The sequence below is a fragment of the Gordonia sp. (in: high G+C Gram-positive bacteria) genome (genome assembly GCF_047600385.1).
Taxonomy (GTDB): Bacteria; Actinomycetota; Actinomycetes; order Mycobacteriales; family Mycobacteriaceae; genus Gordonia.
The window spans coordinates 2,401,722-2,416,902 of record NZ_JASGKZ010000001.1 but is presented as its reverse complement, the minus strand read 5'-3'; the positions used below and the strand labels follow the sequence as shown (position 1 = coordinate 2,416,902).

The 15,181-nt window shown below is 69.1% G+C and carries 13 protein-coding genes; 12 read left to right on the top strand and 1 reads right to left on the bottom strand.

Annotation, left to right across the window (positions count from 1 at the left end):
• Positions 1-326: 326 nt before the first annotated feature.
• The 10 genes from hpxO to QM809_RS10780 all read left to right on the top strand — a co-directional run bounded on the left by hpxO (position 327) and on the right by QM809_RS10780 (position 11,527).
• A complete protein-coding gene (gene hpxO, locus QM809_RS10825; RefSeq protein ID WP_415045785.1) occupies positions 327-1,505 on the top strand; it encodes an FAD-dependent urate hydroxylase HpxO in 1,179 nt (392 codons plus the stop codon).
• Positions 1,506-1,769: 264 nt separating this feature from the next.
• Complete coding sequence (locus QM809_RS10820) at positions 1,770-2,243, top strand: DUF4262 domain-containing protein (protein WP_415045784.1); 474 nt, start codon at positions 1,770-1,772, stop codon at positions 2,241-2,243.
• A gap of 108 nt (positions 2,244-2,351) precedes the next feature.
• The gene (locus QM809_RS10815; protein ID WP_415045783.1) at positions 2,352-3,668 is read left to right on the top strand and encodes an MFS transporter; all 1,317 of its coding nucleotides are present in this window, start codon (positions 2,352-2,354) and stop codon (positions 3,666-3,668) included.
• A gap of 40 nt (positions 3,669-3,708) precedes the next feature.
• Complete coding sequence (locus tag QM809_RS10810; RefSeq protein WP_415045782.1) at positions 3,709-4,572, top strand: alpha/beta fold hydrolase; 864 nt, start codon at positions 3,709-3,711, stop codon at positions 4,570-4,572.
• 129 nt (positions 4,573-4,701) lie between these two features.
• Positions 4,702-5,388 carry a hypothetical protein gene (locus QM809_RS10805; protein WP_415045781.1) on the top strand — a complete coding sequence of 229 codons (687 nt, stop codon included), beginning with the start codon at positions 4,702-4,704 and terminating at the stop codon, positions 5,386-5,388.
• 111 nt (positions 5,389-5,499) lie between these two features.
• Entirely contained in the window at positions 5,500-7,422 is a 1,923-nt protein-coding gene (locus QM809_RS10800; RefSeq protein WP_415045780.1) for an SEC-C metal-binding domain-containing protein, read from the top strand.
• Between the two features lie 103 nt (positions 7,423-7,525).
• Entirely contained in the window at positions 7,526-8,047 is a 522-nt protein-coding gene (locus QM809_RS10795) for a hypothetical protein (RefSeq protein WP_415045779.1), read from the top strand.
• 762 nt (positions 8,048-8,809) lie between these two features.
• Positions 8,810-9,064 (top strand): twin-arginine translocase TatA/TatE family subunit, encoded by a 255-nt coding sequence (locus tag QM809_RS10790; RefSeq protein ID WP_415045778.1) that lies wholly within the window; start codon positions 8,810-8,812, stop codon positions 9,062-9,064.
• Positions 9,065-9,337: 273 nt separating this feature from the next.
• Complete coding sequence (locus tag QM809_RS10785) at positions 9,338-10,549, top strand: aromatic ring-hydroxylating oxygenase subunit alpha (RefSeq protein WP_415045777.1); 1,212 nt, start codon at positions 9,338-9,340, stop codon at positions 10,547-10,549.
• 15 nt (positions 10,550-10,564) lie between these two features.
• On the top strand, positions 10,565-11,527 hold the full coding sequence (locus QM809_RS10780; protein ID WP_415045776.1) for a PDR/VanB family oxidoreductase: 963 nt from the start codon (positions 10,565-10,567) through the stop codon (positions 11,525-11,527).
• Between the two features lie 42 nt (positions 11,528-11,569).
• On the opposite strand, the gene QM809_RS10775 is transcribed toward QM809_RS10780, so the two are convergent.
• Positions 11,570-12,166 carry a metallophosphoesterase gene (locus QM809_RS10775; protein WP_415045775.1) on the bottom strand — a complete coding sequence of 199 codons (597 nt, stop codon included), beginning with the start codon at positions 12,164-12,166 and terminating at the stop codon, positions 11,570-11,572.
• Between the two features lie 341 nt (positions 12,167-12,507).
• Between QM809_RS10775 and QM809_RS10770 the strand changes: the two genes are divergently transcribed.
• Together QM809_RS10770 and QM809_RS10765 are read left to right on the top strand one after the other, a co-directional pair.
• Positions 12,508-12,660 (top strand): hypothetical protein, encoded by a 153-nt coding sequence (locus QM809_RS10770; RefSeq protein WP_415045774.1) that lies wholly within the window; start codon positions 12,508-12,510, stop codon positions 12,658-12,660.
• A gap of 970 nt (positions 12,661-13,630) precedes the next feature.
• Positions 13,631-15,151, top strand: coding sequence for a TerD family protein (locus tag QM809_RS10765; RefSeq protein WP_415045773.1), 1,521 nt, complete (start codon positions 13,631-13,633; stop codon positions 15,149-15,151).
• Positions 15,152-15,181 lie beyond the last annotated feature (30 nt).

Genomic DNA, 15,181 nt, shown 5'->3' with positions numbered 1-15,181 from the left:
TCTGTCCGGCCCATTCCGGCGACGCGCACACACCCAGCAGCGCGGTGCGCGCATCGTCGTCGTTCAGGTCGTTGAATGCGGTCAACTCCGCGGGATTCTCCATACCCGACACTCTCCTTCGTCCGGCCTTCCTCAGCCGCCGTCCGCGGCTACAAAAACCGCTCGTGAATTTCTCGACAATCTTGGAAGATCACACCATGAAACATGAGTAACCGCAGTTCACGACACCTGACGACGAAGAAATCACGTCCTCTGAGCAGGCCGGTTAACGATGTCGCAACACGAAAGGAACGCAGAATTGAAAAGCCGATCCTAGCTTTTCCGCCATGAAGGTCATCATCATCGGAGCAGGAATCGGCGGAACCAGTGCGGGAATCGCCCTCAAACGTCTCGGCCACGAGGTCGTGATCTACGACCAGATGAAAGAGAACAAGCCCGTCGGGGCGGCCCTGTCGCTGTGGTCCAACGGCGTCAAGGTGCTCAACTGGCTCGGCCTGGCCGACGAGGTGGCCGCGCTCGGCGGCGACATGGCCTACATGTCGTACGCCGACGGCCACACCGGCGAGGAGCTCTGCCGCTTCTCGCTGAGCCCGGTCACCGAGCAGACCGGCCAGAAGCCGTACCCGGTGGCCCGCGCCGACCTCCAAGCCCTCCTGATGGAACGTTTCGGACTCGACGACGTGAAGCTCGGCATGCGCATGGAGGGCATCGACGACGACGGGGAGACGGTGACGGTCACCTTCGCCGACGGCTCGACCGACACCTGCGACATGCTCATCGGCGCCGACGGCGCCCGCTCGATCACCCGCGAGTACGTGACGCCCGACGGCGAGACGGCCCCGGAACGCGAATACTCCGGCTACACCAACTTCAACGGCCTCATCCCGGTGAACGAGGCGATCGGCCCCGCGGACCAGTGGACCAGCTACGTCGCCGAGGGCAAACGCGCATGCGTCATGCCGGTGGCCGGCGACCGCTTCTACTTCTGGTTCGACGTCCCGCAGGAGTCCGGGATCCCCTACGACCGCGCCGAGGGCGTCGCACCGCTCAAACAGGCCTTCGACGGGTGGGCGCCCGGCACACAGGCGCTGATCGACGCGATCGATCCCGACGTCTCGCTCAACCGGGTGGAGATCTGGGACATCACGCCGTTCACGTCGTGGGCCAAGGGCCGGGTCGCGATCCTCGGCGACGCCGCCCACAACACCGCGCCGGACATCGGCCAGGGCGCGTGCTCGGCCTTGGAGGACAGCTTCGCGCTCGGGATCGCCGTGGCCACCAACACCGTCAGCGTCGAGGACACCCTCAAGCGATACGAGAAGATCCGCGCCGAGCGCGCCGGCGAACTGGTGCTGCGGGCCCGCAGACGCGGCGAGGAGACCCACATGTACGACGCCGAGGCGACCACCTCCTGGTACTCCTCGCTCAAGGGCTCCGACGGCACCGGGATCATCAAGGGGATCGTCTCCAACATCGTCGACAGCCCGATCAACCTCGGCGCCTGACGACGATCGACGGGCCGGTCGCCCCGAGGGAGCCCCGCGCTCCCGCCGGAACGACCGCACCCGGATGGTCGGCACCCCGAAACACCCACGTCGGCCGAGCCGGGCCGCGCACGAAGTGAGCAGACCGAGTCGAATCCACGACCCTCCCCACCAGCGGTGACACCCGCCGCCCTCAGAATTGTCGGACCCCTTCCGTACAGTACGTCGCGTATCGAACACATGATCGATACGCGCCCGAGTGGCGGATGACGGAGGGAGACGACGATGTGTGAACACGACCCGCGCTGCACCGGCGCGGACGATCTGGTGGGGAACGCCTTCGCGCAGATCGCGGACGGCCGATGGTCGGTGACCGGCGTGTACGGCGACGACACTGCACCCGCGGTCGCCTACACCACCGGGCTCACCGAACATCGGCGTCCCGAACTGCTGGTCACCGGTCTCGATCCGGATTTGGCCTGCCGGATCCTCGATCGGGCGGCGGAGCTGGCCGTCGCCGACCGCGACCTGCTCGGCTCCCGTTTCCTCGACGGGGTGGTGAGTCCACCGCATCGCCTGGCGCTTCTCCCGGCGATCGACACCGTCCAGATGCATGTGACCCGCCTGCTGTACGGTCCGGATTTCCTGGCGGTCCAACTGATCTGGCCGGACGCGCACAACCGGTTCCCCTGGGAGAGCGGATACGCCCACCCCGCATCGGCGCAGCCGTTGACGGGGATCCCGCCGCTGGCCGCGTAGGCGAGGCGATGGCAGTCTTCTTCCGGACATCCGGCGAGGCCCACCGACGACGTCACACCGCGGGAAAACAGTTGGCGTCCGGCCGCCGCACTCGGGCAAGCTCGACGGGTGACCTCCACCGCCTCCACCCTTCCCCGGGTCCTTCGCCCGTTCGCGCTGCGCCGGTACCGGTGGCTCGCCGCCGGGCTCGCGCTGGCGCTGTTCGGCGACGGCATCCGGATGGTCGCCCTGGTCTGGCAGGTGATCGGACTCGGCGGCGGCCCCGGCCAGGTCTCGCTGGTCTCGGGCACCGCCGCGGTCGGCATGGTGGTCTCCACGCTCTTCGGCGGCGTGCTCGCCGACCGGGTGTCCCAACGCAAGATCATCGTCGGCCTCGAGACGGTCAAACTGGTCGCATTCGGCAGCGTCGGGTTCGCCTCCGTGCTCGGGGCCCTCACCGTCCCCCACCTGGTGGCGGCCGCCCTGCTCGGCGGAGTGACCACCGGCATGTACTACCCCGCCTACTCGGCCCTGCTCCCCCGGATCGTCGGCGCCGCCGAACTCCAGGCCGCCAACGGGGTGGAGGGTTTCATGCGCCCGGTCCTGTTCCAGGCCGCGGGGCCGATGATCGCGGGCGCGATCATCGGGACGTGGTCGCCCGGCACCGCCATCGTGGTGGGCGCGATCGCCTGCATCCTGTCGGCGGCCTGCTACCTGGCCATGGGCCCGGTCGACGACGAGGTACCCACCCTGTCCGCCGAGCGCGCGGCCCGGCATCCGGTGCGCGGTGTGCTCGCCGACCTCGGCGAGGGCTTCGGGTACATGAAGCGCACACCGTGGCTCTGGGCGTCGTTGCTGTTCGTGTCGTTCGCCGTCCTGATGGCGATGGGTCCGATCGAGGTCCTCGTCCCGTTCGCGCTGCGCGACCGCGCCGGCGGCGACGCCACCAGCCACGCCCTGGTCCTGGCCGCCTTCGGTGCGGGCGCCGCGCTCGGCGCGTTCTTCTTCGCCTCCATCCCCATGCCGCGCCGCTATCTGACGGTGATGTTCACGCTCTGGGCGGTCTGCACGGTGCCGATGGCGATCATGGGTTTCGCATATCACACCGCGTGGTTCGTGGTGGCCGGCTTCCTGATCGGCCTGATGCTCGACGGCCCCATGGTCCTGTGGGGAACCCTGCTGCAGCGCCGCGTGCCCACCGAGCTCCTCGGCCGGATCTCCGCCCTCGACTTCTTCGTCTCCGCATCCCTGATGCCGGTGTCGATGGCACTGGCCGCGCCGGTCGCGCAGACGATCGGCATCGGCTGGACCTTCGTGCTCGGCGGGATCCTGCCGATCCCGGTCGCGATCTTCTTCTTCGTGGTCGCCCGCCTGTGGCACGACGAGATCGAGAACCCGCTCCGGATCCCCGAGACCGAACTGCCCCTGGAACCTACCAGCAAGTAGGGTTCTTCTCGTCGCTTACCAGAGGGGAAGTACCGGGTCCATGGAGCAGTATTCACACGCAGGATTCACCTTCGACGTCGTCGATACGCCGCCGACCGATCCGGATCGGAGCAGGGGCACCGTCGTCCTGCTGCACGGCTTCCCCCAGGGCGCCTACACCTGGGACGCGCTGACCCCGATGCTCAACGCCCGGGGCTTCCGCACGGTGTGCCCCGATCAGCGAGGATACTCCCCGGGTGCGCGTCCGAAGGGCCGGATCAACTACCGGACCGGGCTGCTCGTCGACGACGCGGCCGCCCTGATCGAGCAGCTCGGCGACGGTCCCGTGCACGTGGTCGGCCACGACTGGGGTGCGGTGGTCGCGTGGCGGCTCGCCGCGAGTCGGCCCGATCTGGTCCGGACGCTCACCGCCGTCTCCGTCCCGCATTCCGCCGCCTACGTCCGCTCGCTGCTGACCAGCGATCAGGCGGTGCGGTCCTGGTACATCTACCTCTTCCAGCCGCCGTTCCTCGCCGAACAGCTGGCCAAGCGATTCCCCGCGGCGGCCGACAAGGTGCTCCGCAGCACCGGCATGGACGACGAGCTGCTCGCCGCCACCCGGGAGAAGTTCTTCGACAGGGGTTCGCTGCCGGGTTCGCTCAACTGGTACCGGGCCATGATGTTGAACGCCCCGCACGACATGACCCGACACGTCGCGGTGCCGACGACCCACGTGTGGAGTACGAACGACGTCGCCCTGGCCCGCAAGGGCGCCCAGATCACCGGCGAGTACGTGGACGCCGACTTCGACCTGCGAGTGATCGAGGGCGCCGACCACTGGCTGCCCGAGCACCGCACCGGCGAACTCGCCGAGATCGTCCTCGACCGGATCGACCCGCAGCCGGAGTCGGCCTCGCAGGACTGATCCGGTGCCGCGCAGACGGCGGACTCGGGTGGCCCGACCCGACACGAGTCCGCCGTCTGCGCGGGAACCCTTCCTCGGCGACCCCGTGCGGCATAGTGAGGGGCGAACCCGACGAATGGAGCACGCCGCATGTCCGACACCCCGCAGACCGCAGGCGAGAGCCTCCCCCTGGCCGTCTTCGGCGTCCCGGTGGGCGGTCTCGTCCAGGTCTGGACCGACGAACCGACCCTGTGGCAGCTGACCGACGCCGACGGATTCGGCGAACTCGTGGCGACCGGTTCGATCGCCCGCGCCGAGATCGGCCCGGGCAGTTACCGTGAGATCGCGCGTTTCGACGCCGCGACCGGCGCCCTCACCCTGGAGACCCTGACCGCGACCGAGGGCGCGGAGAACCCGGAATCGGTGACCTCCCGCGTCTTCACCTCGCAGGCTCCGCAGGAGGTGACCGGCGATCCGTGGGAAGACCTCGGTCGGACGATCTTCCGCGCCACGGCCGCCGCCTTCAGCCGCGGCGAGCTGATCGTCGTCGAACCCGGCGGTCGGGAATCCATGGGCGACCGGTACTGCCTGATCGCCGGGATCCACGAGGACGGCACCGACCGGATCCTGCTGGAGACCAAACCCGCCCCGACCGGGAGCGAGGTGTGGCCGCCCAGCGACGACCCCGAGGGGCAGACCATCGCCGCACCGGCCTCCGAGGAGGCCCTGAACGGCGCCGTCTCCCTCGCCCTCGATGCGATCAACCGGTGGGAGATCGCCCCCTGGGACGTCGCACTCACCTACGTCGTCCCGGCCGAGGCCTTCCGCGAGGAGTGATCCGCCGACCGTGCTCGACCGCCTGCGTCGAGCACGGTGCCTCCGGCCCCGGGTGGACGTCGGCATCGTCGACCCCGCCGCCGGAGCGGGCTCCGCTGCTACGGTCGGCTCATGGACGACGACTGGGATCTCGCGTACGACACCGCGTTCACCATCCTCCGGGAGGCCGGTCCGCTGAGCGACGAGGACTGGGTCGACCGGATCGTCGAGGCCGGGTTCGACGACGACACGGCCGCCGCCGTCGTCTACGACAACGACGATCCGTTCCACGTCCTCACCGGCGACGGCGAGAACGTGCACGTCCGCGCGCACGTCGAGCAGGGTGCCTTCCCGCATCGGCTCGGCGCCGCGGAGATCGCCGCCGACGTCGTCGTCGACACGCCCGACCTGTATCCGCTCACCGCGACCGGTGCCGTGGACACGCTCACGCCGGGCATCGATGCCGCCGACCGGGCCGAGGCGACCGCGCGCGGCGTCGAAGACCTCGCACCGATCATGATCGCGCTGCCCCGCGGCACCCTCGCGGGTTTCGCACCGGGCGACCTCGTCACCGTCCGGTCGGTCTCGATCGACGACGGCACCGTGGCCGTCGCCGCAGCCGGTGAACCCGTCGAACTCGACCTCGCCCCGCTGCTGGCCGACCTGATCGACGACGACCCCGACGACGTCTTCGGGCACGCCGTCACCTACATGGATCCCCTGTGGGACACCGTCCTCGACCACGGCTACGGCACCGTGCCCACGCTGCCGTTCACCGAGCTCGTCACCCGGGCCGGCTATGTGATCGACGACGATCTCCTCGCCCCCGAGGGCTTCGACTTCGACGGTTACCGCGCCGAACTCGGAGCGATCACGTCCGCCGATGCGCTCGGGCTCGGCTCCGTCGAGGCGGCCGCCGTGGACACGTTCTTCCTGGTGTCGCTGGGCAGCAGCGATCCCGCTCGCTCGGTGGCCGAGGTCCTCGCCGAGCATCCGACGGTGTTCGACGTCTTCGACACCCCGCGGGTCCTGTTCGCCGTCGTCGACGAGATGCACATCCGGGTGCTGTCGGGGGTGAGCCCGGAGATCGACCCCGAGACGGCGCAGACCCTGATCAACGCCGGCTACGACTTCTGCGGTGCGGCGGCGGCCGCGATCGCCCGACACGCACCGACGGTCGCCCGGCCCGGTGCGCTCTACGTGCTCGCCTCGGCGGCGCTCGGGACGGGCCGGCTCGACCGCGCCGAGATGGCCTGGCACGACATCCTCAAGCTGGATCGGACGTGGTGGCCCGCGCTGCGTGCCCTGTCGATCGTCGCCCTGCTGCGCGGCGACCACGCGCGTGCGCTGAGCCTGGTCCGCGAGGTGCCCGACAGCCCCGCGGGTCTGATCGACGACCTGCAGACCATCGTGCGGGGCGCCGGCCCCGAACCCGGCCGCAACGAACCCTGCCCGTGCGGTTCGGGCCGCAAGTTCAAGGTGTGCCACCGCGGGAGGCCGCAGGTCCCGCCGGAGATCCGGAACCGGCTGCTGGTCGTGAACGCCCTGGATTTCGCCGGTCTCTCGTCGGGTGCGGTGATGCTCGACATGTTCCACGAGCACTACCTGCAGTACGCCGACGAGGAGACCGCCGAGCGCTTCGCCGGCAGTCCGCTGCCGGACGACGTCGCACTCGTCGAAGGCGGGCTGTTCGAGGTCCAGCTCGCCGTGGCCGGGCTCGTGATGCCCGAGGAGGACCGCGCGACCGTCGAACGGTGGATCCGTGACGGCCGGTCCGTGTACGAGGTCGATGCGGTCCGCCCCGGCGAGGGCATGACCCTGCGCGACCTGCGTTCCGGCGAGCGCGTCGACGTCAGCGAGGTCCTCGGCAGCCGAACGGTTCCCGAGGGGGTCCGGCTCTGCAGCCGCGTCGTCGTCGAGGGCGACGTCCACGTGCTGTACGGCGGTATCGAGCCCGTGGAACCCGACGACTGCCCCGAGCTGATCGAGATCCTCGAGGCCGGTGACCCGATCGCCCTGCTCGACCGTTTCGCCCGCCGACTCGGCCCCGAATAGCAGATCTGCGGCGGATCCGCCCGACCGTGCCGAACCCGCCGGGCGGATTAGAATCCGAGGGAGCGTCTCGCATCCAGCGGGACCGGGAAGGGGCCTGACGATCATGGACGACGATCACGACGATTTCGTCGGGTGCGACACGTGGGACGAGATGACCGCCTGGCTCGGCGAGTCGCTCCCCGACATCCCTGCGGGAGTGACCATCGACTTCGGTCCGAAAGACCTGCACATCGGTGATGAACCGCTCGACGACGAGTTCGACGACACCGACCCGATCGAGGCGCTGTGCGCGCAGATCGTGGTCTTGAAGCACGGGCGTTATCTGGTGCGCCGCTCGCACGTCGTGATGGAGGCGACCAACTACCTCGATCACGACGCGTCCAGCGCCACCCCGAACCTCTGGTTCGACGACGACCCCACCGGCGACTGCACGGCGGGCTCGATCTACGTCGACGATGCGGGGCTGGCCGCCGAGATCTGCGTCACCTGGCTGCGCGCCGAATCCGGTCTCCCCGACCCCACCGAGTTCGGTTTCGACATCAGCGAGGCGACGCACCTCCCCGGCCTGCCCGGCACCGACGCGGGCTGGAGCCTGGACGACTTCCTGCGGCGCCTGGGCCACTGACCGTCCTGCTGCTGGTACCGGTGGCCTTCCTCGCGGCCTGAATCGACCGCGCCCGACGCCCCCACGCCACCTGAACCGACCACGAGTCCGGCGGATCCCACGCCGCCTGAGCCGATCGAGCCGTTAGGCGAGATCGTGTCGAAGGCTCCGTGTCCCCGGAACCGCAGACGACGACGCGGAGCCCTCGACGCGATGCCGGGAGTTCACAGTCGTCTCCCAGCCCGCTGTCACGGACACCCCAGTCCCGCCCGCCACAGTGGTTCTCAGAAGGTCATCCGACCGGAGAGGAGAACCGCCGTGAACCGCAGTCCCGTATCCGGCCGGCCCCCGAGGGGCCTGGTCTTCGAGAGCCGACTGCTCACCCGTCCCGACGACGAGGTGGACGATCAGGGCGCCGACCTCGGACGCCGGGAATACGCTCGCGCCCTCGCGGGTTGTCTTCTCACAGAAGAGGTACGACGCGATCCAGCGGAGTTCCCCGACGGTCGAGACCTCGACTCCGCTCGATCCGAGTCTCCGTCGAGTCGGGTCTCCGCCGAGAGCCCGTCTCCCACGGACTGACCGGCAGCCCCTCGACAGTCCGCCGTCCCCCATGGTCGGCCGCCCCCCAATGCTCGAACATCCTCTTCGACCGTCGCGCATCCCCGATGGTCGAACGTCCCCTCCGATGGTCGAGACCTCGGCTCTGTTCGATCCGGGTCTCCGTCGAGACCACCCCGGCGGTCGAACCCACCCGCACCCCACTACCCGAGGAGAATCCCCATGCCACACGAACTCACCGGCTGGCACGCCCTCGTCGCCCTCGCCGCGGTCCTGCTGATCTTCGGCTCCACCAGGCGGGCCGAGCTCGCCGACGGTGTCGGCCGAGTGCTGCGAGCCCTCAAGGACGAGGTCGACACCTCGGCGACCGACCTGCCGAGCACCGTCGTCACCCACGACGACGACACCGTCCGCCCGGTGTACGACGAGAACGAGCCCGAATCCGAACGCTCTGCGGCCGAACGCATCGCCGCCTGACCACCGTGCGGCGAAGAAGGTCTGCGCCATGTCGATCCCGACGTACGGCCGAACGACCAGATCGAGTGTCATCGCCGCTTGACCGCTCCGTCATCGCCGGGAAACACGGACCGGCCAGCATGAGAGCCATGAACTCTTCGACCGCGCCGATGCCCCGCCCGGCATCGCAGGGCCACCTCACCGGGTGGGTCCGCGGTCAGATCGCGCACGGCGCACGGGGCTGACAGAACCCCGCGCCACCCCTGTACGCACTGATCGAAGAGGACCTCTGTCATGCCCGAAACCGGGACCCCCTCGCCCGTTCCCACCTTCCAGCCCGACGTCTCCGGCGTGGTCGGCACCGGATCCACCCGGGTGCGGTCGGCGCTCGCCCGGAGCAGCCGCCCCCAGAGCGGCGCCGACGACTACTCTCCCCGCCCCGGTGACCTCCCCCTGCCCGCCAAACTCACCTTCGACCCCGCGGACTGGCAGATCATCGCCCGGTTCTGGTACCCCGTCGCCTACAGCAGCGAGGTGACCGAAGGTCCGCTCGGCGTCGTGCTTCTGGACAAGCAGCTGGTCGTCTACCGGGTCGACGGCGAGGTGACCGTCGCCGACAACCTCTGCACGCACCGCGGGATGATGCTCAGCCTCGGCGAGGACCAGAAGGACGGTCGGGGCATCAAATGCCCGTACCACGGGCTGCGTTTCGGCGCGGGCGGCCGCTGCACCACCATCCCCGCACATCCCAGCGCCAAGATCCCCGAGCGGATGCATCTGCCGTCGTACGGCGTCGTCGAACGGTACGGCCTGGTGTGGGCCAATCTGTCGGCGAAGCCGGGTGACGTCCCCGGCGTCGACACCCCCACCGGAATCCCGCCCGTGCCGCATTGGGACGAGGAGGGTTTCCAGCGGATCAACTGCCCCGGAATCGACGTGGAGGCGTTCGCCGGCCGGCAGGTCGAAGGATTCCTCGACGTCGCACATTTCGCTTTCGTCCACCACCGGTCGTTCGCTCCGGAAGACGATCAGGAGGTCCCCGACTATCGTCCGGAACGCACCGACGACGGTTTCGTGACCGACTACTGGTCGTCCGTGCCGAACATCCCGCACGGTGCCTCCCCGGAGGTCTGGGATGCGGTGCCCGAGGGTTTCCGCTGGCTGCGACGGTTCCGTCTGCACGTTCCCTTCACCGCGACGCTCGACGTCCATTTCCCCGACGGCAGACATCTGGCGATGATGAACGCCGCATCGCCGGTCTCGGCGACCAAGACCCGATTGTTCGACGCCCGCGTCCGCAATTTCGACACCGACCAGCCCGTGCAGGACGTCTACGACTTCAATCTGCAGGTGTTCGAGGAGGACCGCGCCATGGTCGAGGCGCAGAAGCCGGAGAATCTGCCGCTCGATCCGTCGCTGGAGGTCCACATCCCCGCCGACAGGTCGTCGATCGCCTACCGTCGTGCCCTGCGCGAGCTCGGCCTGTCTCAGTTCTTCACGGCGTGAGGAGGGACCGAGTCGATGATGCAGAAACCTGCCACCCGTCTGGCCGTCGTCCATGCGATGACCCGCGCCGGACGCGACGTGCTGCTGATCGAACTCCGGCCCGCGCTGCCGGGTGCGGTCTTCCCGCCGTTCTCCGCGGGCTCCCACATCGACGTGCATCTCGGACCGGTACGACGCCAGTACTCCCTCCTCGGCGACCCGTCGTCGGACGACTCGGCCCTCCGGTGGTTCATCGGCGTCAAACGCGACGACGCCGGTCGCGGCGGATCGCTCGTGATCCACGAGCAACTGCGGGTCGGCCATACGCTCGAGGTGACCGGACCGCGGAACCACTTCCCCCTGCACGACGACGAGGGGCGTGCCGTCCTGCTCGCCGGCGGCATCGGGATCACGCCGCTCGCCGCGATGGCCGCCGAGTGCACGGCACGGAACCGGCCGTGGGTGCTGCACGCGTACGCAGCCACCGCCGCGGATCTGCCGCTGTGCGAGGTGTTCGACGGTCCGATCGTCGAGCATTTCAGCAGTGCCGGGGACTCTCTCCGGACGGCTTCCCGGCTGCCGGAGGAGTATCGGTCGGGTGATCGTCTCTACATCTGCGGCCCCGCGGGGTTCATCGATCGCGCGGTGACACTCGCCGCCGCGGACGGGTGGCCCGCGGAGTCGGTGCACGTCGAACGGTTCGCGCCGTCCGAGCCGGTCGCGGTCACCGGTGCGTCGTTCGACGTGCGGCTCGCCTCGTCCGGCACGACGTTCACCGTGCCGGAGGATCGATCGATCGCGGACGTGCTGGTGGAGAACGGGGTGGACGTGGACCTCTCGTGCGAGGCCGGGATGTGCGGCGCGTGCCTGACCGGTGTGGTCGACGGCGTCCCCGACCACCGGGACGACGTGCAGTCCCCGGCCGAGCACGCCGCGAACGCGCAGATCACACTGTGCTGCTCGCGGTCGCAGACGCCGGTGCTGACACTCGATCTGTAAGCGATTCCCGGGGTGTATCGCGGGCGTGGCGAACACCGGCCGTCAGAGCACTGCCGAGGGCACATCGTCGTCCTCGGCCGTCTCCATCACCTCGGCGACCTCGATCTCCGAGGCCGGCCGCAGACCCCACGCTTCGAGGGACACGCACACCGAGCGGGCCGCGGATCGTCGTACCTCGGAGTGGGTGTGCCCGTGGATCAGCCACTGCCCGCGGTCGGTGAGCTGGTATTGGAGGAACTCGTCGCGTTCGTGCCGGTCGGGCGTGCCCGCGTACGGGAAGTGGCTGAGGAGCGCGCCGACCCCGCCGACCTTCACCCGCGCGAACGGCTGGATCGAGGCGAAGACCGCCGCGTTCGCCGCGAAGAACCGCTGCGCTCCGCGACGCATGGGGTGCACCGGATCGTGGTTGCCGGTGACCAGGTGCATGCGGACCGGCAGGCCGGACAACTGTGCGAGCGCGGACTCCATGCTCGCCACGCCGCCGGAGCAGATGTCGCCGAGGACCCAGAGTTCGTCGTCGGCGGTGAGTGCGCCGAATGCGTCGATCACCGCCGCGTCGTGGTCGGGCACCGAATCGAATCCGCGCAGCTCGGCCAGCTTCGGGTGCTGCAGGTGGAGGTCGGCCGTGAAGTAGCGCATGGTCCGAGTCTCCCCTACCGAGGCGGCGGTGAGCGACCGAGATTCGGCTGACTCTGTTCTGTATCTCCAGCACAGAGTCAGCCGGTCAGTACAACCACCTGGCAACACCGTTGTGACCGGAACACGCGCCCCGACCGGTCCGACTGTCGACATGACCGTCGTTGCACAATGCACCGGTTCGCCCGTTCGAGCCCTGGTTCTGCGTCTGCGTCGTTCGCGGAGGGGTGTACGTGGTTCGCGGCGCGGTGTACGTCGGTGTGTAGGTCTCCGTGGGTCTGTACGTCGGGATACGAGTCGTGGTTCGCGGACGGACCTGACGAGGCACGGAATCCCGGGCGGGTGTGCGGTATCGAGTCGTGGTCCTCGCCCGGCTCGTGGACACCGTCGACGTCGGAGCCACGCTCGGCGTCGACGATGACGGAATGCTCGACGTCGTGGGCACACTCGTCGACGTCACTGCGCTGGTCGACGATGCCACACTGCTGGTGGCCTGAGGTACGAGCGGCGTCGGCGTGGACTGGGCGGCTTCCGCCGGCGGAAGCATCGCACCGCCGGCGAGCATGCCGACCGCGGCGCCGGGGCCGATCACCTTCCACGTGATGAACTTCCAGATCATCTGCGCACCGATCACAGCGATCGCGGCACCGATAAGAAGACCGCCGAGTTTCGCACCGATCCCGTCTCCGCCGAAGCTGCCGAGCATGGTCAGCGCCCCGAGGACCAAGAGCACCCAACCCACGATGACGACGATCTTGTTCCGCGCAGGCGGTTCTTCCCGGCCTGTCGGCCCGGTCGGCCCACCGCCGATCCCGTCGGGGGTGGCAGGCGGCCAAGCAACATCGCCACCCCACTGTTGTGTCGGCGAGACGGGCCGAGTCGCACCCTGCCCCGGCACGAACGGGTTTCGGGGGTCGGGCGGAGGAGGGAAAGACGTAGTCACAGGTGTGATTCTGGCACCGTTCATCGAGCGCGCCATTCCGTCATCCGTTCGACCGACAGCGATCTGACGACCGCAGCCCGTCGAACGATGAGGTGGACCACCGCCAGAAGGCGAGCGGTACCGTCGTCTCCGTGGCTTTGGGTTTCAGCGTCGGTGTTCCAGGAATGCGTGTACGGGTGTCGACCCGAGGGGTCCGCGCTTCGGCGGGGCCGAGGATCGCGCGTGTCTCCGTCGGGACCGGGCGTGCGCGGGTGTCCTCGGGGATCGGCCCCTTCTCGGTGTCCGCGCCGCTCACCCCGGGACGTCGTCGAACGGTACGGCGGTCGTCACGATCGGTTCGCCCGTCACCGACCCAACTCGCGGCAGCTCAGCGAGCTGCCGAACGCGCCCGGCACGAGGCCGAACGTGACGCCGCGATCGGTGAACTGACACGTATGCGGCAAGAGACCACCACGGCGCATTTGGAACGGTTTCCGGCTGCGGTCGTACCTGTTGTGCCGCCGCCTCGACCGGTGGCTCCCGCCGTGGCTCTGGCTCAGGCGGAAGCGCACTTCACTGCGGGTGTCAGCCGGTTCGCCCGCGCCACACGAGCCCAGGCGCGCACTCACGCCCAGACCGCGGCCGCGGCGTATGTCAGCGCGGAGAATCAGCGTCTCGCGTCGATCCATCGCTCTCTACAGGACGAGGCGGCGCAGTGGTGGCGTGCGTTGACCGGCAACGACGGAGAAGTCGTGTGCGACGCTGTGAACTCCGCGTTCTCCGACAATCCGGCGGCGGGCTGCGCGGTCGGAGTGAGCGGCTCGACACTGTCGATCGTCATGCGACTGCCCGACCTCGACTCGCTTCCCACTCAGCAACCCGGCACCACGCCCGCCGGGCGACCCACCCTCAAGGCACTCCCCAAACGTGACCGCATGCGGTGGTGGCTGCACATGCTGGCCTCGAATCTCGCGGCCGCAGTGCTCGAAGCATTCGCGACGGCGCCGGCGATCACCGAAGTGGCCGCCGCCGTCATCACCCGGATGCCGGATACGCAACGGCTCGGCGTCGTCGCCTACGGGTCGTGGTCGCGCGCGGCCGTCGAAGGCAGCACGTGGCGTACCGCGGACGATGCGTGGCGGATCTTCGACATCGGCACCGATGTCCAGTGCAGCATCCGCAGCACCGCGTCAGGCAACATCTCCAGTGTCGTGAAGCCGCTGCAGGTCGACGACGTCCCCGCGCTCGCCTCACTCCTGGACGACTGCGTGGACGAGCCCGACACCGTTCTCGGGCAGGTGGACTCCGGGTTCGACGACGCCGATTCCCCGATCGACGGACCCGCCGATCTGTACGCACCGATACCGTTCGTCGAATGGCTCGCCCGGCAGCACCAGCAGGCTTCGCCTGCACCTATTCCTCCGGTTCCACCGATGGCTCCGACGGTGCGGACCGTCGCACCACAGAGGCCTCCGATTCCTGCTCCCGCCATTCCGGTCGCCGCCGTCCCGCCGGTAGCCGGAATCGAGTTGCAACGCGGTCAGAACGTCGCGTTGCCGGATCCCGCGCAGTCCGAGCTGCACGTGGAGTTCCGTTTCTCCGACGCCGATGCCGATCTCGCGATCTTGCTGGTCGACGGGGCCGGTCACGTCCTGAGTGACGACGATTTCCTCTTCTACAACAATCCCGTCGCCCGCGACGGCACCGTGCGACTGCTCGGCAAGACCGGTGGTCCCGATGGAGTCGTCGAATCAGCGGTGATCTACCCGCGCGCCTCACAGCCCGAGGTCCGGCGGATCGTCGTCGCGGCCAGTATGGACGTCGCCGCCGGTCTCACCTTCGCTGCGATCCGACGACCGGTGCTCACGGTGCGCGGTCCGACCGGCGACACCTGGTCGTTCGTTCCGCCGGCCGAACCCACGGTCCGAGCGTTCGTGCTGTTGGAGGTCTACCTGCGCGAACTCCCGGATGGCGGAACACAATGGAAGCTCCGTGCCGTGGGCCAGGGCTGGGATGAGGGCCTGGCCGCCCTGGCCCGCGCGTTCGGAGTCGACGTCGACGACTGACCTCCTCAATCACCTGTTCGAGAGCTGATC